Below are 26,947 nucleotides of genomic sequence, written 5' to 3'. Positions count from 1 at the left end.
TTTCGTAAGTCTATTGTTGTATGGAGCGTATTTCTTACCTGTTGCAACAGTATTTGTCCGATAATGCCAGTATTGAAGAAATACAGGAGCTGCTGCAATGGCTCAGGGACAACCCGGATAATGCGCCGCTGCTGCAGCAAGCCTTGGAAACCAGCCCGGTGAGCGGCCCGGCAGCCAATAAAGATCGCATGTGGAATGTTATATCTGCCGCCACCAGGCCGCGGAAAATACATCCTATGTGGAAAGTGGCTGCTGCAGCTGTATTGGCGGGTGGTATATATGCCGGCATCGGCTATTGGCATCACCCCGCCGTAAAACAGCCGCTATTATCCCAGCAAATAATAACACCGGGTACCAACGGCGCCATACTCACACTCGATGATGGCTCCAATATTACCATCGATAGCAGTACCAACGGGACATTAGTTATACAGAAAGGCGTTACAGCACAGTTACATCAGCAACGCCTGGAGTACACCACGGACCATGTCGATGCGCTTTCAAAAACAGCCTATAACACCGTTACAACGCCCAAAGGACGCCAGTTTCAACTGCAACTCCCCGACGGTTCAATGGTGTGGTTAAATGCCGCTTCCTCTATCCGTTTTCCTACTCATTTTTCTGAAAACAACAGAACCGTTACCGTTACCGGAGAGGCTTATTTTAAAATAACCCCGGACGCAGAAAAGCCATTCTTTGTAAACACCACAGAGATGGACATCGCCGTACTGGGAACGGAATTCAATATCAATGCTTATGCTGATGAACCAGCCGTTAAAGCCACGCTTATTTCGGGCAGGATTACAGCGGGTACGAAACAACAGCCGGCCATACATCTTTCACCAGGCGAACAGGTTTCACTTGCACCGGGCACACCGTTGAAAATAGCCAGGGACATAAATATTGAGCAGGTGACCGCCTGGGTAAACGGCGGATTCAATTTTGAAAATATGAGTCTGCGCGAAGTGATGCGGCAGCTGGCCAGATGGTACGATTTAGAAATTATTTACGAGAAAAATGTACCGGACATTGCATTCGGCGGCGAAATAAGCCGGCACGTTCCGTTACAGGATTTGCTTGCAGGACTCAAGGATATGGGCATACATTTCAGAATAGAAGCCGGCCGAAAATTAATTGTTTCACCTTAATTAAAAACCAACCATTTATTGCTGCCTGATCAACAGCTGATTAAAAACTAAAACTGACCAAAACTAAATCGCCAGAATTAAAAACCGCTCCGGGTTAGGAGCCGGAGCGGGCATTTATTCGGTTGATTGACAAAAGCTCTCCAGAACTTTTTATTAATCAAACACTGTCAAATTTATGAAAAAAACTGCTTTTGGCAGCCTTTCCAACGCATCCCACCGGGTGCGGAATGCTGTGCGGCTACCAGACAAATTATGGCAAATTATGAGATTGACTACCATTATGCTGCTTGCCTTCTTCCTGCAGCTATCAGCCAAAACGATGTCACAGACGATCACCGTGTCGTTGAAGAATGCACCGATGAAAGAAGTAATTTCTGTCATCAGGAAACAAACCGGGTACTATCTGTTTTATAAAAACGAATTGTTGAAAGATAGCAAACCCGTATCCATTACAGCTACCAACCAAAGTCTTACTACCTTCCTCGACTACGTCGTGAAAGGCCAGGGACTCAGCTACCGCATCACTGACAAAACTATTATGCTGTTTAAAAAAACAGATGATCAGGTATCCGATCTACTTTTAAACAACTACTCCGAAACACAGACGGCAGGCGTTAAAGTGAGAGGCATTGTACTATCTGAAGGAAAAGCGGTAGAGCGTGGCACGGTTATGCTCAAACCCCTAAATAAAGGCACGCTGACAGATGCCAATGGCCAATTTGAATTCTCAGATATAGCACCCGGAAAATATACTGTTGTTATTTCCTGCATAGGTTTCAAACCGGTAGCCACCGACATCACGGTTTCTGATAAACCTGTTTTCCTGAATCCCTTAATGGAAAAGGCAGCCAACGCCATCCAGGAAGTACTGGTTTCTACAGGATACAGCACCAAAAAAGCGGGGGAAATCACCGGTTCTATGCAACGCATCAGTGGCGATGAACTCCGCACCGGTATTACTACCTCCGATCCCGCATCACTGCTCAAAGGACGTGTTACCGGTCTGTATATTTCTGAACAGAATGCAGGCGATCCTACCAGCAGCGGCGGACAGATATTTGTGCGGGGCCAGAGCAGTATTGCCGGCGTAGGCGTAGACCAGGCCAACCAGGCGGTAATGCCCAATCTTAACTACGGCCCGCTACTCGTGGTAGATGGCGTGATCATGCCTAACCAGAATCTCAAAGAAGTAGTAACGCCACAGGAAATAGACGAGGTAACGATTCTCAAAGATGCGGCTGCCACAGCCATCTATGGCTCCCGGGCCGCTGCCGGCGTAATCGTGATCACCACTAAAAAAGGCAAACCAGGACAGCCAAGAGTAAGCGCGGAAGTAAAGTATGGTATCAACGCTCCCAACAGGGGATCTGTCAGCTTTATGAATGGCCAGCAGTTGTACGACCTGCAAAAGGAATATTTCACGCAGGATTACCAGGTAAATAAAGCCAGTCTTACTGCACGCTATCCTACGCTGCAAAATTATCTCGACTATCAACTGCCATCCACCAATGATGTTGCGCATTCCTACGACTGGCAGAAATATGCCTTCCTCAATACCAATACCAAGGAAGTAAACGTAAGCGCCAGCGGTGGCAACGACAACACCCGTTACTTCATTGGAGCCGGCTACTACAATGAACAATCGACAGGTGTAGACAATGGCCTCGTAAGAAAATCGATACGCTTAAATCTTCAGAGCAAACTTTCCTCCCGCCTTACCGCTAACATCGGTATCAATGCTGTATTAAATAATGGTCACAGAGAATACATGAACAGCGGTACTTTCCTCTACCAGCTGATTCCCTGGGCCAATCCTTACAATGATAACGGATCACTCAAATCAGCACTGAATTATAAATTGTTTGGCAGCCAGCAAACGGCCGCCAATCCACTCTATGATAACCAGTGGAACTACGATAAGCCAACTTCTCAACTACTTTTCGGCTCTGCACGACTGGCATACAAAATCACCGACTGGCTGGATCTGACATCCACCAACTCCGGTAATCTCAACTATTATAAAGAAGAACTGTACGCAGATGTGCGTTCTTACGCCGGCAGTGCAGATGTGGTAGCGCCACAGGGTTTCCTGGGAACGCAAACCAATAATCTTACATCTTACCTGACCTCCAACCAGCTCAACTTTCATAAACATTTCGATGATCATTCCATTTCTGCACTCGTTGGTATGGAATATGGAAAAACTACCAACAACAATACGGTGGTAAATGTAAACCATGTACAGGCCGGATTTCCACAGATCTCCCTGGGAACACAGATCGGCGGATCTTACGACTACAGCGCTTATGGAGTACCTCCTTCCAAAACCGGTAACATTGAAGGCGGTCAAATAGACCAGGCGATCTATTCTCTATTCGGAGAAGCCGATTATACTTACCGCAACCGATACAGTGTGAGTGGCTCTATCCGTCGCGATGCCTCCAGCGCTTTTGGTGCAGACAGACGATATGGTACATTTTATTCTGCCGGTGCTGCGTGGATATTGAGCAATGAAAGTTTTATGAAAAATGTGAAAGCTGTTACCAATCTTAAATGGCGTGGGAACTACGGTACCAGCGGCTCTCAGCTGGGCGACAACTTTCTTACCAGCACCTTATACCGCCCCGGTTCGGCCTTCATTTACGGTGGCACCCCGGGTGTAGGATTATCCAATATAGCCAATCCGGATCTCCGCTGGGAAGTAACCAAAACACTGAGCACAGGACTTGATATCGGCCTCTTTGGACGCATCAACGCCACTATTGATGCTTATAGCAGGCGTTCGGAAAATCTGCTGCAACAGGTAGCCCTGCCAGCAGTAGCCGGCTTCCCGAATCAATGGCAAAACATAGGCGTAGTGCGCAATTCCGGTGTAGAAGTACTGGTAAACGCAGATATTATCAGGCGTAAAAATTTCACATGGAATGCAGCCGTCAATTTTAGTTATAACCAGAATAAAATAATTTCCGTTGCCAACGACTCCCTGAAACAGGGTTTCTACCAGGGCGAAAGTTTTTACCTGCGGCCGGGAGATGATATCAATGCACTGAAAGCAGTGAAGTATGCCGGGGTAGATCCTGAAACAGGAAAACCACAGTTCGAGAAAAAGATTTTCGATGCCGATGGACACCAGACAGGTGTGCAACTGGTCAATACCCTGAACGAAGTAGGACAGGCGGTGGATAGCCGCCAGATGCAGACTGTTGGCAGTTTCCAGCCGAAGTATTATGGTGGTGTTACGAACACCTTCACCTATAAGCAGTTTTCGTTGAACGTGCTGATTACCTACACCCTCAAATTCGTCATGAAAGATGTACTGGCAGAACAGATGCAGGCAGGTACGTTTATGTCGAGCTTCAACCAGGTAAACTTCCTGAAAGGCCAGCGTTTGTGGACACATCCCGGTCAAACGGATGCGACGGAGCCATGGCTTTATTACCAGGTAAAAACCAATTACGATGGCTCGGATAAATATATCCATGATGCCTCCAATGTGCGGCTGCGCTCTGTGCGCCTGAGCTATACACTGGCCCAGGACCTGATGAAACGCGCACACCTGACTTCCTGCACCGTGTATGTAAGCGGCGATAATCTGTATACCTGGTATTCAAAGAAAATTGTGACCTCAGATCCCGAAGGGCCTTCTGTAGGTAATTCGCAGGACTTTGGTAATTCCATAGGTTCTTCTATCGGCGTTCCCCGCCGGTATGTATTTGGTGTACAGGTTAATTTTTAAACTTTTGAAAAGCAGCAAATGAAAAGAGGTTATCAATTACTTTTTGCCTTCGCGCTGACATCCGTAGTGGCATGTAATAAACAGATTGATGAAATCAAGCCACTGACAAAGATAACAGCCGCAGGAGAGTTATCCACCGTCGAGGGAATAGAAGCTGTAACAGTAGGCACGTATGCCACTATGAGCAGCAGTTTTGAAACTTATCAGCAGGATATGGGAGAAAGCAGGGGCAATAATATCACACTCCGGAATTGGGGGCCACCTTCAAAAGGAACAGATGCCTTCTTTTTCCAGAACAGCACCAGCAACGTATTGGGCAACAGTTATGGATTTTATCAGAGTTGTTACCAGCAGATAACGAATGTAAACATGCTGCTGGACTACACTTCCACTTTCGATACTTTATCACTGACTGACGACCAGAAAAACCGCTTCTTCTATGCAAAAGGGGAGAACCTATTTTTGAGAGCGCTCGCTTATTTCAGCCTGGTGAGAGTGTATGCAAAGCCGTACTACCAGGATAAAGGAGCGACTATTGGCTTGCCGCTGAAAAAAACAGGAAATGTGAATGAAAATCCTGCACCGGTAGCCGCAAAAGACATCTACGCCTTTATTATAGCCGACCTGCAAACAGCCGCCCAGCTGATGAAAGCGCCCGTAAGTAAGAAAAATACATATGTCTCCACTGCGGCTGCGTGGGCGCTGTTATCGCGCGTATACCTTTATATGGGGGGCTCGGTAGCCAGTCCTGATAAGGATTTCAACCAACTGGCCGTTACTTATGCAGATAGCGTACTGAATTTTACCAATGGCAAATACAATCTGTTACAAGGGAATGACTATAAGAAAATGTTCGCAAATGATCTGTCAGGAAGCCTTGGCCGCGTAGATCCATCGGGGAACAAGGAAGTGATCTTTGCCATCGACAACAGCAGCCAGCTATACGGCTCCTCCATTGGACAAATGTATCATTTCGATGCTACCTACGGCACTGGCGGTGTATTCGTACCTTCTGCAGATTTAAAGGCACAATTCGCGGCAGCAGATATCCGTGGCGGCTTTTTCCAGTTGAACACCTCCACCGGTTCCATGGAAACAACCAAATGGCTCACGCTTAACTATTACACCGCTACTCGCGCACCTTCGTTGCTACTTCGGTTAGCCGAAGTATATCTCAATCGCGCTGAAGCCAATGCCAAACTGGCGAATAATGATGCCGCGAGGAACGACCTGCTGGCTATTCATACACGTGCAGGGCTGCCAGCCAGTGATGTCAGCAATTTGCGTAACGACCAGCTGCTACCTGCCATCCTGCAGGAACGCAGACTGGAACTGGCATTTGAAGCACATAACAGCTTCGACTATTTCCGCAATGGTTTGCCCCTGATCCGTATTGCCGCCGATAATAATGGCAGTCCTCTTACTATTCAGCCGGACGATCCTAGAGTGGTTTTCACTATTCCCAATAACTAATCAAAAGACCAACTTGTATGAAATATCTGAAATTACTGGCGCTACTGATTGCCACTCCTTTTTTCCTGAAAGCAGGACCGGGTTATACTATCGACGCCACCGTAAAAGGAGGCAAAGAAGGCACAAAGATATACCTGAGATATGGTGATGTTGCGCTCGGCCAAAGAAAAGCAATAGATAGTACGGTATTACACAACAACCGCTTCCGCTTTGCCGGACAGCAGCTATCACCAAGGTTCTATGAAATCAGTTTTCATGAGAAAGAAGCAAAAGCAGGTTATTTCTATGAAGATAAAGCCGTTTATCTTTTTGTAGAAAATGCAGCGATTTCACTGAAAGCAGAATACGATAGTTTGTCTATCATACTGGATGGATGGGGCAGTACAAAACCAGGTGCAGTAACCGTTAAGGGCAGCCGCAGCAACGATGCGTTCCTGCAATATCAAAATAAATCACGTGCGCTGAAGGAACAATTTTCCGATACGTTCATGGATTACATTCATGCTATTAATGCGAAAGACAGTATGGAGGAACGTTACCTGAAAGCTATTCCTATTACCAGAAAAATGGATCAAATAGCAGAGAAATCGCTGGCAGAAGATATAGCGTTTATTCGTCACCGTGAGCCTGATGCAGTAAATGCGTTAATTGCTTTGCAGGTTATACGAGGCTCACATATTAACGCTGCACAGATCGATTCCCTGATTCAATATTTTGAAACATCGAAAGACAAATCATCCGCATCGGTCAGCCAGTTTCTAACGGTAGCACCATCTTACCGGAACACGGCCATAGGATCGGCAGTGGTAGATATGTCATTGAAAGATAGCGCTGGCGTTACTCATCCGTTAAAAGATTATATCGGGAAAGGCAAATATGTGTTGCTGGAATTCTGGGCTTCCTGGTGTGGCCCCTGCCGTGCAGATATCCCGCATCTGAAAGCATCCTATGAGTTATATCATCCACATGGTTTCGAAATCATCAGCGTATCACTTGATAATATCCGCGAGAAATGGCTGGGCGCGCTGTCACAGGAAAAAATGCCGTGGATGCAGCTTTCGGATCTGCAGGGTTTTGAAAGCCCATTGGCAAAGTTGTATCATATCAACGGTATACCGCATTGCCTGTTATTTGATCCGCAAGGTAAACTGGTAACCGAAAATATGCGTGGTTCCTGGATGGACGACCGACTCATTCAGATGTATGGTAATTTCTACTAACGCCATAATACTATAAAACCCGGGGGCCTTACATAAAGGCCCCTTTTTTTTGTGGATAGACGATACTCTATACGCTTTTATGAAGATGACCCCAAAAGCCGGTATCTCCCGAAAAAAATATAAACAACTGATTACCAAAACAAAAGTAGCCTTCCTGTAAAAACACATCCTGCACCATTCCTTCATTTTAACTTTTTCTTTCCTGGCACAGCCTTTAATTTTGCTGCATTAGTTTAAATTTAATCAACAAAATATAGCAATTATGACCAGGTTACTGCAAATCCTCACCATAGCAGGATTCTCCTGCTTCACCATGAGCGCGGTATCTGCGCAAACCAAAAATCAACTCGGTGAGTTCGATGAAATTGTGATCAAACACAAAAGCAACAAAGATGGTAAAGTGACAGTGGAAATCAAAAACGGTGACATCCTGATCAACGGAAAAAAAATGGACGATTACAACGATCCTGACCTCTCCGTTTTCCGCAGAAAAATCACCCCGCGCGATGGTAATGCACTCAGCTTTGATAATCGCTTCCCCGGAGGTAGTATCGATCTTTTTAATGAAGAGGATGGTGACGAAGACGATATAGATATACCTGCTTTAAAAAACAGGGCGGTATTGGGTGTCATTACCGAAAAAGCAGCAGCAACGGGCGTTACAGTAAAATCAGTAGCCAAAGGTACGCCGGCAGAAAAAGCAGGCATTAAAACCGGTGACATCATCACCTCTGTTGATGATAAAAAGATCAATGAACCCGCTGAATTATTTGAAGTCATCGGCAAATACCAACCTGCTGATAAGGTAACGGTTACCTATATACGTAATTCAAAAACAAACAAAGTAGCCATTACACTCGATGAGCGAAAAGAGATAGATAATAGCTGGAACAGTTTTCCACCTTTATCTGCGCCGCCTAAAAACGGACCGAGATCCTTCTCTTTCCCCATGCCACGCGGCGGCCAGGGATTTGGCGACAGCTGGTATAACCGCATGGATAACGGCGTAAAACTTGGTTTACAGGTACAGGATACGGAGAAAGAAAACGGCGCACAGGTAATAGAGGTGGATCCTTCGTCTCCTGCAGCAGGAGCGGGCATTCAGAAAGATGATATTGTGCTGGAATTTGCCGGTACACCCGTAAAAAATGTGGCAGACCTGTCTAAGGCATTCCGCGAAAACCGCGACAAAGGCGATGTACAGGCGAAAGTGAGCAGAAATGGTAACACCCAAACCGTAAATATCAAACTGCCTAAAAAACTGAATAAAGCAAATATATAAAGCCGTTAACAGATACCGGTATCAGACACAATGATGCGTTATACATCTCCCGAAAAAATACCGGTATCTGTTGGCTACTTACTTCATCACCATTTTCATCATCTTCAGTTTATTTTTAAATGGTGGGTATTTCATCGGAACATCCAGCCAGGTAGCGGTTTTCAGCATGCCTTTCTGATGGGTAAATGTATCAAAGCTGTATTTGCCATGATACCGGCCCATACCGCTGTAACCCGCACCGCCAAAGGGCAATTCAGGGTTGGTAAGATGCACCAGCGAATTGTTTACACAGCCTCCTCCAAAGCGCACCTGTTCTATCAGCGCTTTTTCCGTTTTCTTATTTTTTGTAAACACGTACAATGCCAGTGGATAAGGCAATTGTTTGATCGCCTGGATGGCCTGTGGCAAATCAGTATATGTTAGTATCGGTAGCACCGGCCCGAATATTTCGTCCTGCATCACCGGGTCTGTCCATTCCACTTCTCCCAGCAGGGTAGGAGCGATGTAACGTTGTTCCCGGTTGGTTTGTCCGCCGTGTAGTACCTCTCCTTCATTTAAATATGCGGCCACCGTATCAAAGCGTTTATCGTTAATGATACGGGCGTAATCGTCGCTCTGCGAAGGATCTTCTCCAAAGAATTCCGTGATAGCTGCTTTCAATGCAGCCACCAGTTCTTCCTTCACGTTACGATGTACCAGCAGGTAGTCGGGCGCCACACAGGTTTGACCGGCATTCCAGAATTTACCCCACACAATTCGTTTAGCCGCCACTGTTACATTTACTTTTTCATCAACCACACAGGGGGATTTACCACCCAGTTCCAGCGTTACCGGCGTAAGATGCGGCACGGCCATTTCCATGATTTTTTTACCCACGGGAATACTGCCGGTAAAGAAAACATGGTCGAAACGGAAACTCATCAGGGTAGGAATTACTTCCATGCCATCGCCTTCCACCACGGTGATATAAGCGGGGTCAAAAGTATCTTTTATAAGGGCGGCGGTAACGGCTGCGGTATGCGGCGCCAGTTCCGAAGGTTTGATAATAGCACAGTTGCCTCCCGCAATGGCTCCCAGTAAAGGGCTGAGCAGCAACATAAACGGGTAATTCCAGGGACCAATGATCAGGGTTAGTCCAAGGGGTTGTTTATAGATCCGGCTGCTGCTGGGATAGGTCACAAAGGGAGAGGTAACCAGCTCGGGTTCCATCCATTGTTTCAGGCCATCGAGTATATAGCTTATTTCTTCATATAAAAAGCCTATTTCGCTGCCATAGGCCTCCAGCGGGTGTTTATGCAGATCGGCATGTAAAGCGGCGGTGATCTTATCTTCAAATTTTTTGATCCCGTTTTTCAGTCGTTTTAACTGCGTTTTCCGGAAAGCATAGGAGAGCGTGGCGCCGGAGTCGAAGTAAACCTGTTGCGCCTGATAAAGTTGACTTGCCTGGGCCTTGCTGATCATAGGGAAGAAATTTTTAGATGATGAGTATCTCAATTTAGGGATTTATTGGCACCAAATAGCCTGAAATCACGGTATTATTTGAATATATTTGTGGGAATCAGTACGGAATATGAGCGATATATATAGCAAATATGAAACAGTGATCGGGCTGGAAGTGCACGCCCAACTGCTTACCGAAAGTAAATTATTCTGCAGCGACAGCGCAGCCTTTGGCGGCGCTCCTAATACGCATATCAGTCCTATTACGATGGCGCATCCGGGTACTTTACCCCGTATGAACCGTAAAGCGGCTGAATATGCCATCAAACTGGGACTGGCTTGTCATTGTGAAATAGAAAAGGACAACTATTTTGCCCGTAAGAACTACTTCTACCCTGATTTGCCGAAAGGCTACCAGGTATCGCAGCATACGGCGCCGATCTGTAAAGGTGGCTATATTACCATCGTTACCGATGCAGGTACCCGAAATGTACAGTTAAACCGTATTCACCTGGAAGAAGATGCCGGCAAACTGCTGCACGACCAGGATCCTGACAACAGCTATGTAGATTTAAACCGGGCCGGCGTTCCCCTGGTGGAAATAGTTACCGAGCCGGATATGCATACCAGTGATGAGGCTTATGCCTATCTGACTGAAATGCGGCGGCTGGTGCGCTACCTGGGCGTTTGTGATGGTAATATGGAAGAAGGCAGTATGCGCTGCGACGCCAATATCTCCGTTCGGCTGAAAGGCGCTACCACTCTGGGCACCAAGGTGGAAGTAAAAAATATGAACTCTATCCGCAATGTAAAGCGGGCCATCGATAACGAGGTAAAACGACAGATCGATCTAATTGAAGCCGGTGGTACCCTGGTGCAGGAAACCCGCAGTTTTGACGCATCCAACGGGAGTTCCTTTTCCCTCCGTTCCAAGGAAGAAGCCAATGATTACCGCTACTTCCCGGAACCAGACCTGGCGCCATTTAAGCTCACCGACGAATTTATAGATAGCATCCGGGCTACTCTTCCTGCCCTGCCGGAAGAACTGATCCGTAAATATACCGCCGATTTTGGCTTACCTGAATATGATGCGAGGGTGATCTGTGATGATAAATCCACCGCAGATTATTACGAAAGCCTGATCGCCGTTACTTCCCAATATAAAGCTGCCGCCAACTGGATGCTTGGACCTGTGAAATCCTGGCTGAATGAGCATTCAGCAGAAATCAGCCAGTTCCCGGTAACACCACAGGCATTGGCAGCGCTGATTGCACTCACAGATGCCGGCAAAGTGAGCTTCTCCATCGCCTCTTCCCGTATTTTACCGGAAATGATCGAGGCGCCGGCCGATCCGCTGGAAATAGCCATCCGCCTGAACTTATTACAGGATAACAACGCTGATAATATTTCTCCGATCATTGATGAAGTGCTGGCGAAATATCCGGATAAAGTGGCCGCATTTAAAGGAGGCAAAAAAGGACTGATGTCACTGTTTGTAGGGGAAGTAATGAAGTTATCCAAAGGCAAGGCAGATCCCCGGCTTACCAACGAATTGCTGGCGGAAAAGCTGAAAGGTTAAATTTAGCCTATATTGAGTGGCATACGTCAGATGAATGTTCAAAAAATAGTAGCATGAAAAAATACTTATTATGGATTTCCGCTGCCGCTTTCCTTGCAGGATGCGCCGGACAAACGGAAAAGGGAGAATTTAAAATAGAAGGACACCTGAGTAATTTACCATTGGGTCCGGTATTGCTGGAAGAATTAACACTGGACAATGTGAAAGTGGTGGATTCTACCAACGTAAAAGATGCCAGCGGAAAATTCACGCTGAAAGGAATGGTTCCTGAACAGGGGCTGTACCGGGTGCGCTTTGAAAATGGCAAATTTATATTGCTGGCACTCGATGCCGGTGATATGAAAATAGATGGCGATGTTGATAAACTGGAAGATGTAAAGATCAGTGGTTCTGAGCCTACTGCCGAACTGCAGCAGTTTATGAGCGATATCAGCAAGCAATCTATCGCTTTAACGGAAGAAATGCGCAAATTGGATAGCCTGCATGCGGTAGTACCAGACAGCGTATTCAAACCACAGGTAGAATCATTCCAGAAAAAAGAGAAAGAATTTGAAAACGGCTTTTTCCTGATGGCCGATAAAACAAAAAATCCTGCTACAGCAGTATTTGCCATCAGCCAGGTAAGAAACGGAGAAGAGATAGTGGCACACAAACAAGTGATCACTAACCTCACCAAACGTTTTCCAAAAAATACCCTGGTAAAAAGCATGACAGATAAAATAGCAGAACTGGAAAAAGGCAACCAGCAGGCGGCTAACCAGGGCGATGCTGCAGGCGGCGAAGAACCATCTGCTATCAAAGTAGGTCAGGTAGCACCTGACTTCACCTTACCGGATCCTTCCGGCAAAATGATCAGCCTGAATTCATTCCGTGGTAAATATGTACTGGTAGATTTCTGGGCCAGCTGGTGCGGACCTTGCCGCCAGGAAAATCCAAACGTGGTGAAAGCTTATCAGCAGTATAAAGGAAAGAACTTCACGATCCTGGGTGTATCGCTGGATAAAACCAAAGACAAATGGCAGGAAGCTATTAAGCAGGATGGTCTTGCCTGGAGTCATGTAAGCGATCTGAAATTCTGGGATTCCAAAGTAGTACCGTTATATGGTCTCAACGCGATTCCTACTAACTTCTTACTGGATCCACAGGGTAAAGTAATTGCCTCCAATCTGAGAGGACCTGCGCTGGAAGCGAAGTTACAGGAAGTATTAAAGTAAGATTTTATCTCCATAAAGAAAACTCACTGGCAGTATACCGGTGAGTTTTTTTATGCTCGATGCATAAAGCATACATGGTTTAATCCTCTGCAATATGGCAATCCAACAATAAAAAACGGCTGCTTCATAAGAAGCAGCCGTTGCAATTATTAGTTAATACAATATAGCTTATTGTTTGGTATCCCACCATACACGGCCGGTGAGTAAACCTGGTTGCTGAGGCTGTTTGTTGGTAGCATTCTCAGAAGCAGGATATACCCATCTGCGTGGAATTGTTGTCAGATTCAGATAAGCATTGGCTACTGGAGTCAGAGCCGGCAGATTGGTTCTTCTCCAGTCGTTGAATGCCTCCAGTGTCTGGAAGTTCGCTATGTATTTTTCATACATGATAGTAGCGTAAGCATTTGCCGGCGTGATGGTGCAATTCGCAGTGATATACGCCTGCACTTCTGCACTGGCCGCATCTAATCCAAATCTTTTCATAGTAGCTTCCACTGCCTGCTTTAAGATTGGTTGGGCAGCAGCAGCACCAGCTGTCAAGAAAGTAGCTTCGGCTTTGATGAACAATTGCTCATCATAAGTACCCAGGTTAATTTTCATATCAGCGGCAGAAAACGCAGCTCCTACTTCTGAAACGGTTCCACTAGGACTGGTAGCAGTAATACCTATTTTACGACCAACAAAAGAGCCATCATCCAGCGGTTCAGCCACTAAAGGTAAACGCGGATCATTTTTGCCCTGCAGAAAATCGATAAAGGTCTTAGAAGTTACCACGCTACCCCAGTTTTGAATAAACTGGTACCAGGGTGATTCAGCACCAGCACCAGTAGCGAATTGAACAAAGGCATTACCACTTTCATCCGGGAATGCTTTATCAATGGCAGTCAGTGCAGCCTGAGCTTGTGTTGTGGTTACATTACCAGGAGCATAACATAAGCGAAGTGCATAACGTGCTTTCAGGAAGTAAGCAAATGATACCCATTTGCTGGCTTTTCCGCCATAAATGAGATCTTTTGCATCTGGCACCACGGTATTATCGGCCGCAGACAGCAAGGTTATAGCATCATCCAGCAGCGTATTTATAGAAGCATAAATATCTTTCTGGCTATCATATTTAGGTGTCAGTTTACCAAAACCCTGAAATCCTTCAGAATATGGAACGTCATTCCATACGTCTGTGGTAACTGCCAGGTTATAGGCAATCATAATTTTAGCAACACCTTCAAAATGCTTGTGACCAGCCTCGTTGGCTTGGGCTTCCAGCACTTTCAGATTTTTCAGAATAGCTGGGTACATATCAAATGCCCAGGTGTTATTTACATCCGAAGAGGTGGATGAATAGGTATCCCAATCCGGAGCCGGTTGGTTATAAGCCAGCTGTTGTGTCCAGAAAGTACTGGTTCTGGCGGGGTAACCACCGGAAATGGAAAATGCGGTAGTCATTTCAACGCCGGTCAGTAACAGACCATCATTCACTTTTTCCGCTCCTGAAGGATCATCGTTTACGTTGAGGAACTTTTTACATCCCGCACCCGCAAATAAGAGACTCCCTGCTATTATGGATATAATTATCTTTTTTGTCATCTTTACACAGTTTAGAAAGTTAATTTCACAGTTGCATTATAGGATCTGGTTGAAGGTGAAACAAAGTTCACAAAACCACCGGAGTTACTGCCGGAACCATACAAGCTCAACTCAGGATCGGAACCGGTATAATTAGGTTTGTATAACCAGAGGTTACGTCCTGCAACGGAAATAGTTGCTCCCTTAATAAAGGTTTTTTCTAATAATTTAGACGAGAAGTTGTACGCTAATGTTACGTTTCTCAGTTTCACAAATGTACCATCCTGTACTACGTTCTCAAACATATTACGCCAGTAGCTTCTGTAGTAAGTCTGATCGGTTTTAATAACAGTGGTGTTAGGTTTACCATCACTTTCACGAACTCCATCGAGGATAGTAGTTCCTTCTCTGTTAGCAGAGCGGATACTTTGACCACCACCAGTCAGGTAGTATTCATCCAGGTTCAGGATGTCTCCACCAAAACGGCCATCAAATGTAAATGACAGATCAAAGCCTTTGTAAGAAACGGTATTGGTTACGCCGCCAATCCATCTTGGCTGGATATTACCAATCATACCATCACCATTAGGATCCTGAATAGGATAACCATCATCATCAATCAGTTTTTTTCCGCTTGCATCTCTTGCCTGACGGGTTCCCATAATGGTACCATAAGGCTGACCGGCAATCAGGTAAATACCAGGAGAAGTGAAACCACCGATCTGGATCTGGCTAACTGCTTCAGACAGTTCATTAATCATACTCTTGTTTTTAGAGTAGTTAACAGCGATGTTCCAGTTGAAATTCTTGGTTTGTACCGGAGTAGCTGTTAAAGTAACCTCAATACCTTTGTTGGTGATTTTACCGGCATTGATAACAGCGCTCTGGAAACCTGCTGCGGCAGATATATCTGTTTCGTAGATCAGATCTTTACTCACTTTATTGTAGTAGCTCACGTCCAAACCAATACGGTTATTCAACCATTTGGTTTCCAGACCAACCTCAAATTCACGGATCCTTTCTGGTTTCAGATTTGGATTGCCAAGGATATTGTTCAGAGAGAAGGCGTTTGCACCATTGAATGGAATAGTGATAGTACCGTCAAGCGCATCTGTAACGGAGGTTTTAAAGTAGCGGTTGCTCACTTTGTAAGGAGGTGCATCGTTACCGATACCAGTGTAACCCACTCTCAACTTACCAAATGACAATGCTTTACTGTCTTTCAATCCACCCAGTTCAGAGAAGATAAAGGCGGCAGTGGCAGATGGATAGAAATAAGAGTTTCCACCAGCTGGCAGGGAAGATGACCAGTCATTTCTTCCCGTTAAGGTTAATGACAGCATTCTGTTATACTCCAGGATAGCCTGTGCATATAAGCTTACTCTTCTTCTGTTATAATAAGTTAATTTAGAACTTACTGATTCAGCATTGGAGATATCATAAAAATCTTCTACTGATAAACCAATACCTTTTGTAAACTCGTCGGTATAATATTCGGAGATGATATTATTACCTACCATCACAGTTAAGTCAAGTTTATCAAAATTCTTACGTCCTGTAACATAAAAATCGTGGTTCACCTGCTGGCTGTTTACAGTTTCATTGTACATACGACCATTAGGGAAGCTACCTACAGAACCGATACCTTCCTGGAATGTACGTCTTTCTGTATATACGTCAGCACCCAGTCTTTCTGTGAATGTTAACCAGTTCAACGGAGAATATTCCAACAAAACATTCGGAATAACACGACGAACATTCAGGTCCAGACCAATGTTCTGCGAAGCCCAGAATGGGTTGTTGGCAGTGGTTGGCGCATAAAGATTCTGCGTATTATCCGGCTTCTTGATCGGGTATGGATTGAAGCTGATTGGTTCAAAGTAAAGACTGGACAAATATCCGGAGAAGTAGTTACCTTCTGTTAAACGATGGTTACGGGAATCAATATAATTGACGCCGATCGTCATTTTCAATTTCTCTGTAAGGTTAGTAGCGAAATTACCATAGAAAGCATTCCTGTAGTAATCTGTAGTAGGTGCCACACCTTCTTGTCTTAAAGAGGAATAAGAAAACAGATAGCTTGATTTATCGGTAGTACCGTTCAGGCTAAGGCTGTTATCCAGGGTAGTTCCTGTTTTGAAGAACATTTTACGTGGATCATACTTGGGAGCCAGCTGACCATTGATCTTGAAAGTATCCATTCTGGGACCCCCCCATGACTGGGAAGTAGTGCTGTTAAATACCCCATTGGTACCTTGTCCCCACTGATCCTGGAATTCAGGCAGGATTACTTTATCAATAGTTGTGCTGGAACCTACTACCAGGTTGAAGCTACCTTTTTTGGAGCCTTTCTTGGTAGTAATGATTACCGCACCACCTGCTGCTCTGGAACCATACAATGCGGTAGCAGATGCACCACGGAGAATGTTTACAGATTCAATGATGTTCGGGTCAATATCGATACCTCTGTTGGCAGTAGTACCACCAGCACGCACCGGATCATCATCACCTGCACCAATCTGATCATTGCTGATAGGGTTACCATCCACAACGAACAGTGGCTGGTTATTACCAGTCAGGGAAGAGGAACCACGGATCAGGATACGGGTACCACCACCTGGCATACCAGAAGTGTTGTTGATTTGTACACCGGCAACTTTACCCTGCAAACCGTTCAGGAAGTTTACTTCCTTCGTTTGTACGATATCATCACCTTTTACTTCCTGGGTAGCATAACCCAATGTGCGTTTTTCACGCTTGATACCCAGTGCGGTTACTACTACCTCACTGAGATCTTTATTATCGGTGCCAAGTGAAACATTAATGGTGCTCTCGGATCCAACCGGCACTTCCTTGGAAGAATATCCAATAAAAGAAAAAACAAGCACGGAGCCATTGGGAACTTCGAGTTTGTAAGAGCCATCGTTTGAAGTTAACGCACCTTTACCGGTGCCTTTAATTCCTACTGAAACACCAGGGAGTCCGGCGCCGTCCTTGGCATCCGTAACCTTGCCGCTGATTAACTTAGTTTGTGCATAGGCATGCACGACACTGATGGCCATAAGCAACCATAAAGAGTAGTCCTCTTTTCATAAGCAATTTAGATTTGAAAGATATTGTCAGTTAACTAATAATAAACAAGGAGTACCAGACTTATTTGTCTTCAGGTTATTTTCTCTCATCTTCATGGTCGTCATTCTCCGTCTTAGTACTTCTCAAAAAGCAAAAAATCTCATATTCTATTTTGTGTTCTTCCATTGGCCTCATTGAAGCCACACTACGCAGGGTTATTGTGGTCAAAAGCCAATTGACTTAGATTTTGTGTTTAGGATGTTGTTTTAGATCTTGATACAAGTGTTAAATATTGTTTAAATTCTACTGCAATATAGGAAATTTAAAAAATACAATCGCAAAAAGAGCATTTTTTTAAATCTATGAGAAATAAGCCCTAATATTTAAATCTTTCTAATTATTTGTGATAATTATTAAAATATAATAAGAATAATAATACGTAATCATATAAATTACATACCCAGTTATTCTTTTTTTATGAAAAAACAGCTGGTTGCTTCCCTTTGTTTTACTGGAACTACGAGTAAGCCACCTGATTATCCGGATGTCGAAAGCCAGCGCTTATTAGCCAAGTAGGATCTTCTCCCCGTGAAATCCCCGAAAATTTAACACTAGATAACTAACCTGCTTCTTCATTTACTTATCCAGTACTGGCATTCTGAACAAAAAAAGGCGACTCCGGAGAGTCGCCCTGTACAAACATATATACCTGTCTCTTAGTTAGAATATCCAGGATTCTGCACCATATTTGGATTGGCATCCATTTCTGCCTGCGGAATCGGGTACGCTACGCGGATATCATTAGGTTCTGTTTTTCTTGTGCTCAAAGCATTGGCATCAGTAATGTTACGGGTGCCATTTTTGCGATACAGATCGGTCATACCAAAACCTTCACCTACCAGTTCCAGTCTTCTCTGTTTTACAATCTCTGCTTTTACTTTAGCTACATCGGTAAACGGATCCAGTCCACGTTTTGCTCTCAGCAGGTTGATATCGTCTGTCGCTTTCTGCAGGTTACCCAGTTCAGCATAAGCTTCTGCGCGGTTCAGCAATACTTCACTGATACGTGCAATTTTCACGTTTACCAGACCAACCTGGCCAGTAGCCGGGTTACCGGAGAACTTCATCAGGTAATTACTGCCATCCAGGTTAAGGGTATAACCCAGACGCACATCTTTCGGATCCAGTAAGCCCATGAATTCGTCTGTCAGTCTTACGTCGCCATAACCACCTTTAGAAGCCGGTACATACAGATAACCGAAGTTATTGGAGCCAGCGCCATCAGGCGTGAGGAAACGCAGGGAGAAGATTTCTTCAGAACCAGCTTCATCTTTGTTGAACGCACCTGCTACTAGAGCTGGTTCGTACAGCGGATATTTGCCGATCAGTTTAGTTGCTTCATCAATAGCCAGTTGCCATTGACCTTTGTACACGTAAACACGGGTTAAAAGCGCAGTAGCTGCATCTTTAGATGCTTTAAAAACAGCTGCAGTGTTAGGTTTTGCATCCGGAGCTGTTTGCTGTGCTACTTTCAGGTCGTTGATGATAGCGGTATATGTTTCTTCCAATGTGCTACGGCCTGGTTTAGCAGTAGCTGGTGCATCGGGAGTAGTAGTTACCAAGGTAATGCCCGTATTAGGGGAAGTTACTTTGGCGTCTACGTTGGTATATGGTCTGGTGTATCTTTTTGCCAGGTCCAGTTCTGCCAATGCACGCAGGAAGTAAGCTTCACCACGGATGGTAGATGTTTTAGCCGTTTCCGGCATTTTCACGATCAGTACGTTCGCCTGGTTCACTACCCGGTACGCATTCAAAAACGTATTGGTTTGTGGTGCTACCAGCGGTGTATAGTTCATCTGGAACTCGGTGGTAAACCTGTTGGAGTTCTGGGAAGTGATTTTCATATCAATTCCACCCAGATCAGATACTATCAGGAAGTCACGACCGTAATATTCCAGCGTCTGCATACGCTCATACATACCGTTGGCGAGTATGCGCGCATTGTCTTCCGTTACTGCCACCTGATCACTCAATGATAACTGCGGATCCTGATCCAGCTTGCTGCAGGCTGAAAACAGACCAGCCGAAGCCAGTGCTAATATGGAGAGTTTTGTGTATTTCATAATTAAACTAGAATTTTTGTTATACCTCATTTTACAAGCCTACACTGATACCAAACGTAATTACCCTTGAAGTTGGATAACGGTAGAAGTCAACACCCGCGTTAGTTGTAGCAGGAGAAGCAGTGCTGGTTGGAGAAATAGGGTTAGTACTGATATCCGGATCCCATCCTTTGTAGCTGGTCAGTGTAAACAGGTTTTCCGCCTGTGCGTACACTCTTACACCCTGCATTTTCAATCTGTTCAGGGTTGCTTTTGGAAGGTTGTAACCTAAAGTCAGGTTTCTGAGCCTGAAGTAGGAAACATCTTCCAGGTAGCGGGTAGAAGTGGAGTTAGAGCTGGTACCATTACCCCAGATAACCTTAGGTCTGTCTGCGATGTCACCTGGTTTTTCCCAGTGTGAACCTGCATCTTTGGCCTGGTTTCCGGTGGTGTTGTTACCATCGCTTTCCAGGAAGGAACGGTTATAGTTGTATGCTTTGTTACCTGCACTGAAAGTGAAGAATGCAGTCAGATCAATATTCTTGTAGCTGAATTTGTTGGTGAAACCGCCGGTGATCTTAGGCAGTGCCTGACCAACATATTTTCTAACCGCTTTGGTATAATCGGTTGTCGGTTTACCATCCGCACCTTCCCAGGTAGCGGCACCGGTAGCAGGATCTACACCAGCCCAAACCGGCATATACCAGGAACCGAATGGCATACCTACTTCAATTCTCTGACGGCTGCCCGCAGGAATAGATTGTTGTCCGCCGAGGTTCAGCACCCTGTTACGCAGAGTAGCAAAGTTCACATCGGAAGTCCACTGGAAGTTTTTGGTAGATACCGGAATACCGCCCAACGTTACTTCAAAGCCCTGGTTCAGCATCTGGCCGACGTTCATATTCATTACATCGTAACCAGTGGTCATAGACACCGGTAACTGCATCAGCAACGCAGAAGAACGTTTGTCATAGTAACCTACGCTACCGTATACACGTCTTTTCAGCACGCTGAAATCCAGCCCTACGTCAAACAGGTTTTGTTTTTCCCAGCTCAGTGCAGGGTTACCCGGTTGTTTCAGGAAAGCTACTGATTCACCGTTGTAAGCACCTTCCAGGCTATACAGCGATTGGTAAGGATAATCGTTCAACAGTTCAGCGTTACCCATGATACCGTAGCTGGAACGCAGTTTCAGGTCGTTCAGCCAGGAAATGTTTTTAGTAAATTCTTCTTCTGTAATACGCCATGCAGCACCTACAGAGTAGAAGTTACCATAGCGGTTGTCTTTAGGGAAACGGGAAGAACCGTCTCTTCTGAAGCTACCACTCAGGAAATATTTAGATTTATAATCGTAGTCCACTTTACCGATCAGCCCCTGGAATGCGTAAGATGTTTCATTACCGGCCATATCGAAGTACTGGGAACCTGCACTTGGTACCTGTGCGCTATTGGTTGGGAAACCATTCTTTGCACTATAGTTCCAGATACGGTTCTGGAAGGAATATTCATTACCTGCCAGTAAGCGGAAGCTGTGATCTTTTCCGAGATTGAAGTTGTACGTCAGTAATTGCTGTGTAGTGTACAACGCCAGGTTGGTGTTTACATTATACAGGTAACCGCCGTAGTTACGACCATCGTAAGAAGTAGGGGAAGTCCATTGCTTTTCGCGGATGTTGGTCAGCTCAGCATTACCTTTCACTACGAAACGTAAACCGTCGATGATGTTGTATCCGAGCGCTGCATTGAACACCGTTTGTGTGTTGTTGTTGCTCTTGTAGTTCTGTGCTACGGTATTCAGGAAGTTACCACCACGCAGTATAGGACGGTAAGTGCTGGAGATACCGCTGAAATGATCCCAGGAAGTAGAACCTGGCTGACCGGCAGTATAACCATTGTAAGGCACACCGTTCTCATCACGGGAAGGAATAAACGGAGTGTTAGCCAATGCACCCATCAGTGGGGAAGAGTAGCTGTTACCTTCACCGGCATTTTTCTGATCGGTGTAGGAACCGTTTACTTTCACGCTCAGGTCGAACTTGTCGTTGAATTTGTGATCTACGTTTACACGGCCACTGTAGCGGCTGAAACCGGAACCAATCAGGATACCCTGTTGTTTGAAGTAATCACCGGAAGCATAGAACTGTGTTTTGTCGCTACCACCGCCAGCGTTGATACCGTAAGCCTGGGTGTTACCAGTGCGGAAGGCTTCGTCCATCCAGTTAGTGCTGATGTTGGCCAGGTTATCAGGACGGTTAGCCAGGATCTGTGCATCCGTGAAAGTACGGGAACCATCTTTGTTGGTGGCGTTCTTCATCGCTTCACGCTGATAAGCCAGTAACTCTGTAGAGCTCATCATATCGATGCCATGAGACAGGTTCTGGAAACCATACTTGGCATTGAAGTTAATACGGCTCTGTCCTTTCTTACCGGTTTTGGTAGTGATTACTACCACACCGTTAGAACCACGTGCACCATACAATGCAGTAGCAGACGCATCTTTCAGGATGGTTACGTTCTCGATATCCGCAGGGTTCATGTTAGCCAGGATATCCTGAGAAGGCGTATTCTGGGTGAAATCTCCGGAAGAAATTACCACACCATCTACTACATACAACGGGCTGGTGCTCGCTGAAATGGAACCGATACCACGGATACGAACTTCGGTTCTCGCACCAGGCTGACCGGAGTTGGTGGATACTGCTACACCTGGAGCGTTACCCTGTAACATCTGGTTGATGTCTGGCAATGCTACGTTGTTGATTTTAGCACCGCTGATAGTAGATGCAGCGATGGTGGAGTTTACTTTTTTCTCCACGGTGTAACCTGTTACTACTACTTCTTCCAGACTCTTGGAATCGGTGTTCAGTTTCACATTTAATGTAGTAGCAGGACCCACACGAACTTCTTTGGCTTCAAAGCCGATAAAGGAGAAAATCAGTGTGGCGTTTTCATCTACCGAAATGGTGTAAGCGCCATCCGGATTCGTTACGGTTCCTTTGGAAGTGCCTTTAATCTGGATGTTGGCACCAGGAATGCCCGAGCCATCTTTGGCATCAGTGACTCTCCCTGTTACAGTGCGACTTTGCGCAAAGACCTGACCGCCCAGAAATAGCACGGACAGGAGGAGAAATAATACTTTCCTCATAAGCATGATTTTGTTTCCTTAACCTTAAAAAATAATAATCATCATCAAGGCTTTAAAGCCCTAATTCATTTGGTTCCCGTTAATAACAAGTCGATAAAAATGAAATTGGAAATACTATAGCTGGAGAGTCGGCAACGGTACAGTGATATCTGTTGTATATTGTAACCTCATTTAAACAATTGACTATTTCATTGCGATTTATTTAAAAAATCACAATAGAAGTAACCAACTTCTTTCTCATAAGCAGTTTCCTTAGCAAATTTTCAACCAGCTTCAAATATAATAATTCTTAACAAAAAATTAAGCTTGAAAAGTTGCCGATAACATTTAGATAACGACTTTTTAACTTATCATTAACGTATAATTAATAATTATTAAATGTAAGGTTATGAAAATGAAACAAGCGGCAAGAATACCGCCTGTGCTCATCAACCAAAATCTAAATCGAGATTAAAGTTGCCCCGCATAAAAGCGGGGCGAATGTCTTATCAGGAAAGGGTAAGCGGGTAATTTTTTAACAATTCCAGCAATACCAAAAAGAGATCATCATTACGATGATTAAACCGGTATTCACACTCTTTCAGGTGCAAATAAGCCGTATTCCGGTTCAGCCCCTTGAACTTCGCCAAACGGTGTTTGGTTAAGCCCCAGAACGCATCTACATCATCCATCTGATGTGAGTCAGATGTTTGCCCCAGCCTGTATAAACGGTACTGACCTAAATCTACCAGACCATTGAAGCGGCGCAAACGTTCCGCAGCTACCTGGGTTTCCAATACGGAACGACCTCTTGTAGCAGCATGAATCATGGAGCGGCTTACGTCTGGGAGAATTTCGGTGTGTAACCTGTCTGAGGATCTGCAGATACCGAAGATAACGGGCTTTACAATCCGGTCTACTTCCGGTTTTACGGCCACCAGCGTGTCGCTGTCGTGGTCCGGGGTCAGGTCGCTTTGCCTGGTTTCGTAAGTCAATACGGGAACTGGCGCAGGATGCTGCGTTTCACAAAACCGCGCTATCTGGTGTCTTAGCTTCTTCAGGTAGCTATTAATAGTTACCCTGCTGACACCGCTGATATTCGCTATCTGGGTCGCAGTAAGATCATCGGCAAACAGCCGCAGGATCTCCTTAAATTTGCGCTCGGATAAATGAGCGCCCTTTAAGTACTTATTTTTCATGAACTATGTGGTTAGAATGGCGTATTAAACCTCATACTTTTTAATTATAATATCCCCCCTTTTTTTACAAACGGCGATAATGGTATGTGAATGCTCCCCACTAGATTATTTCAGCCTCATTTCTTGTCCATTCTAGCTAAATATTTAGCATTCACTGCGGTTTTCAGCCAATAAAAAAGCCATCGGGGCAAACAAAAAGTAACTTCTTTCTGTTTGCCCCGATGGCTTTTATAAAAAACCGTAAATTATTCTTTGTCGCTGATCCCTAATTTTTCAATGTCAATATCTTCCTCCTCGTCCAACGTCTTCCATAACTCTTTCTTCTTCGCTTTCTTCAACAACGCTTTTTCCATCCACAACAGCAAAGCCGGTAATATGGTGAGATTCGTAATCATAGCCACTACCAGGGTCAGAGAAGTAAGCCAGCCCAGCGCCTTGGTACCACCAAAACCTGAAAAGCTGAAAATCATAAACCCGGCAAAAAGAATAGCAGACGTATAAATAATGCTAAGCCCCGTTTCATGAATTGTTTGCTTCACCGTAGCACTGATATCAAAATCATGACGCGGTAACTCCTGCTTGAAGTTTACCAGGAAACGGATCGTAACGTCGATGGCTATACCGAGCGCTACACTGAATACCAACACCGTAGACGGCTTCAAGGGAACGCCTACCCAGCCCATCACTCCGGCAGTTACCACCAGCGGAATCACGTTCGGAATCAATGATATGATCAGCATCCTCCAGGAACGGAACAGGTACAACATACAGAGCATAATCAGCACAAAGGCCAGAACAATACTTTCCATCAACCCATTGATGATGAAACGCGTTCCCTCCTGGAAAATCACACTGGTACCCGTAAAAGTAACCTTGTAATGCGCCGTATCAAATATAGCTGTCACTTTAGGTTGCAATGAATCCAGGAGTAAAGGCAGCTTCTGAGATCCCACATCTTTCATATTCACACTTAACCTTGCTACCTGCTTGGTGCTGTCCATAAAGGAAGATACCAGCTTGGAGAAGGTAGAAGCCGGTCCGGCTGTATTGCCCCCTTTCATACGCAGGTAAGGCGCCAGGAAACCCAGATCAAACTGGTTAGGCACTGCAAAGTTGGAACTGTCGCCGTTATAATAAGCCTGTTTGGCAAATTTGATTCCTTCTACTACCGACAATGGTCTGCCGAAATCCGGTTGAGATGCAATCAGCTGTGTCAGCTCATCCAGCTTATTCAGCGTTTGCAGGTTCACCACCCCGTTCTTCTTTTTCGTATCTACCGCTATTTCCAGCGGCATTACACCCTTGAAGTTTGTTTCCAGGAATTTCAGATCCGTATATAGTTTATCGGTATGCGGAATATCATCCAGCATATACCCGACAGATTGTAAACGTCCCATACCCACAATAGCACCGATCACCAGCACAAGACTCACTCCATATACCCATGGCCGGTACTTAAACACCAGCGTGGTCAGGAAATCGAGTATCGCACCAAAAAACCGGTTATCCAGGTAAGTAGTATGCTTGCTCTTAGGCGCCGGCAGATAGCTCAGCACAGAAGGCAGGAAAATGAAAGAGATCAGGAAGATGAACATGATATTTAATCCTGCTACTACTCCAAACTCTTTCAGGATAGCACTATTGGTAAAACAGAAAACACCGAAACCAATAGCCGCCGTGAGGTTGGTAAACAGTGTTACAATGCCCATGCGCTGGATCATATGCACCAACGCCCGTGTTTTATTGGCATCCTTGGCATATTCCGTATGATATTTACTCAGGAAGTATACACAGTTCGGAATACCAATCACCACTATCAACGATGGAATCAGCCCTGTCAGCAAAGTAATTTTATACCCCATCAATACGATAGTACCAACTGACCAGATCACCCCGATAGCCACCACAATCATGGACATCAGCACCGCGCCAAAGGAACGGAAGAAGAGGAACAAGATCAGACCGGTTAAGAGGAAAGATATTTTCAGGAAGAGTTTCAGCTCATCTGCCACCTTAACGGCCATGGCAGTACGAATAAGTGGCAACCCACTCAGGTGTACTTCCGTATGCTGTTTTTCCTGGAATGCAGTAGCCAGTTTGGTGATTTCCGCCACCACCGCTGTTCTTTTGGGAGAATTAAATACATCCTTATTCACATAGATCGCCATGAGATAAGCATGGGTGTCTGGATTGTATAACAGGCCTTTATAAAACAGGAGGGTCTGAAAAACACCGGACAAGCTGTCGATCGCAGCCTGGCTCGACAAATCCCCCTTAAACAGCAGATTCGCCTCCAGCTTCTGTGTACTATCGTTCTTCACCAGGTTAATCGCCATCGGCACACTCATAATGTTCTCTACCGCGAAAACATTTTTCATGTCCTTATTCAGCTGCACATAGTCCTTGAAAAAGTCGGCCTGGAAGAATTTATCCGTTTGCACGGCCAGCATCAGTACATTACCATCTCCTCCAAATTTCTGCTTAAAATCCTGGTACTCAAGAAACTTTGGATTATCATGCGGTATGGTGGCTACATAGTCGTACGACATTTGTACCTTACTGGCAAAATAACCCATCACACCGGTACCGGCGAGCAAAAGAAGAAGAAGCAATAATCTGTATTTTAGCACAAAGCCTGCTAAACGTTGCCACATAAGGATTTCCTTTTTAGTAATGGGCGTAAAGGTAATTAAAATAGCTATTAGCTGTTAGCAGACAGCGATGAGCCGACTTCTTTTAGCTACCAGCTGTCTGCATTTGCCCTTCAACTGTCGGCCTGCCGCATTTAGTGCTTT

Annotated in this window: 14 protein-coding genes; 7 read left to right on the top strand and 7 right to left on the bottom strand. The window is 45.1% G+C overall.

What is annotated here, in order from left to right; genetic code table 11:
* The first annotated feature begins 20 nt into the window (after positions 1–20).
* From BMW79_RS05390 to BMW79_RS05370, 5 genes are all read left to right on the top strand, one after another.
* Positions 21–1,148, top strand: a complete 1,128-nt coding sequence (locus BMW79_RS05390; RefSeq protein ID WP_089891549.1) for a FecR family protein — start codon at positions 21–23, stop codon at positions 1,146–1,148.
* 175 nt (positions 1,149–1,323) lie between these two features.
* Positions 1,324–4,884, top strand: coding sequence for a SusC/RagA family TonB-linked outer membrane protein (locus BMW79_RS05385; protein ID WP_089891546.1), 3,561 nt, complete (start codon positions 1,324–1,326; stop codon positions 4,882–4,884).
* A gap of 18 nt (positions 4,885–4,902) precedes the next feature.
* Complete coding sequence (locus BMW79_RS05380; RefSeq protein ID WP_089891544.1) at positions 4,903–6,357, top strand: RagB/SusD family nutrient uptake outer membrane protein; 1,455 nt, start codon at positions 4,903–4,905, stop codon at positions 6,355–6,357.
* 17 nt (positions 6,358–6,374) lie between these two features.
* On the top strand, positions 6,375–7,577 hold the full coding sequence (locus BMW79_RS05375) for a TlpA disulfide reductase family protein (protein WP_089891541.1): 1,203 nt from the start codon (positions 6,375–6,377) through the stop codon (positions 7,575–7,577).
* A gap of 262 nt (positions 7,578–7,839) precedes the next feature.
* Positions 7,840–8,859 carry a PDZ domain-containing protein gene (locus tag BMW79_RS05370; RefSeq protein WP_089891539.1) on the top strand — a complete coding sequence of 340 codons (1,020 nt, stop codon included), beginning with the start codon at positions 7,840–7,842 and terminating at the stop codon, positions 8,857–8,859.
* 78 nt (positions 8,860–8,937) lie between these two features.
* Here BMW79_RS05370 and BMW79_RS05365 read toward each other — a convergent pair whose 3' ends face one another.
* Positions 8,938–10,320 (bottom strand): aldehyde dehydrogenase, encoded by a 1,383-nt coding sequence (locus BMW79_RS05365; protein ID WP_089891536.1) that lies wholly within the window; start codon positions 10,318–10,320, stop codon positions 8,938–8,940.
* 109 nt (positions 10,321–10,429) lie between these two features.
* Here BMW79_RS05365 and gatB point away from each other — a divergent pair, with 109 nt between their 5' ends.
* Both gatB and BMW79_RS05355 read left to right on the top strand, forming a co-directional pair.
* Positions 10,430–11,878 (top strand): Asp-tRNA(Asn)/Glu-tRNA(Gln) amidotransferase subunit GatB, encoded by a 1,449-nt coding sequence (gene gatB, locus BMW79_RS05360; protein ID WP_089891533.1) that lies wholly within the window; start codon positions 10,430–10,432, stop codon positions 11,876–11,878.
* Between the two features lie 53 nt (positions 11,879–11,931).
* Positions 11,932–13,092: a TlpA disulfide reductase family protein gene (locus BMW79_RS05355; RefSeq protein WP_218150281.1), complete on the top strand. Its 1,161-nt coding sequence runs from the start codon at positions 11,932–11,934 to the stop codon at positions 13,090–13,092.
* Between the two features lie 168 nt (positions 13,093–13,260).
* Here the strand turns inward: BMW79_RS05355 and BMW79_RS05350 are convergent, their stop codons facing one another.
* The 6 genes from BMW79_RS05350 to BMW79_RS05325 form a co-directional block, all read right to left on the bottom strand.
* Positions 13,261–14,676 carry a SusD/RagB family nutrient-binding outer membrane lipoprotein gene (locus tag BMW79_RS05350; protein WP_089891530.1) on the bottom strand — a complete coding sequence of 472 codons (1,416 nt, stop codon included), beginning with the start codon at positions 14,674–14,676 and terminating at the stop codon, positions 13,261–13,263.
* Between the two features lie 11 nt (positions 14,677–14,687).
* The gene (locus BMW79_RS05345; RefSeq protein WP_089891527.1) at positions 14,688–17,717 is read right to left on the bottom strand and encodes a SusC/RagA family TonB-linked outer membrane protein; all 3,030 of its coding nucleotides are present in this window, start codon (positions 17,715–17,717) and stop codon (positions 14,688–14,690) included.
* A 726-nt stretch (positions 17,718–18,443) separates the two neighbouring features.
* Positions 18,444–19,850, bottom strand: coding sequence for a RagB/SusD family nutrient uptake outer membrane protein (locus BMW79_RS05340; RefSeq protein ID WP_177192049.1), 1,407 nt, complete (start codon positions 19,848–19,850; stop codon positions 18,444–18,446).
* A gap of 31 nt (positions 19,851–19,881) precedes the next feature.
* Positions 19,882–22,974 carry a SusC/RagA family TonB-linked outer membrane protein gene (locus BMW79_RS05335; protein ID WP_177192048.1) on the bottom strand — a complete coding sequence of 1,031 codons (3,093 nt, stop codon included), beginning with the start codon at positions 22,972–22,974 and terminating at the stop codon, positions 19,882–19,884.
* Between the two features lie 488 nt (positions 22,975–23,462).
* Positions 23,463–24,152 (bottom strand): hypothetical protein, encoded by a 690-nt coding sequence (locus BMW79_RS05330; RefSeq protein WP_089891518.1) that lies wholly within the window; start codon positions 24,150–24,152, stop codon positions 23,463–23,465.
* Positions 24,153–24,397: 245 nt separating this feature from the next.
* Positions 24,398–26,806, bottom strand: a complete 2,409-nt coding sequence (locus tag BMW79_RS05325) for an efflux RND transporter permease subunit (RefSeq protein ID WP_089891516.1) — start codon at positions 26,804–26,806, stop codon at positions 24,398–24,400.
* Between the last annotated feature and the right edge of the window lie 141 nt (positions 26,807–26,947).

The organism is Chitinophaga arvensicola (assembly GCF_900110835.1).
GTDB lineage: Bacteria > Bacteroidota > Bacteroidia > Chitinophagales > Chitinophagaceae > Chitinophaga > Chitinophaga arvensicola.
This window is presented reverse-complemented; position numbering and strand designations above follow the sequence as displayed.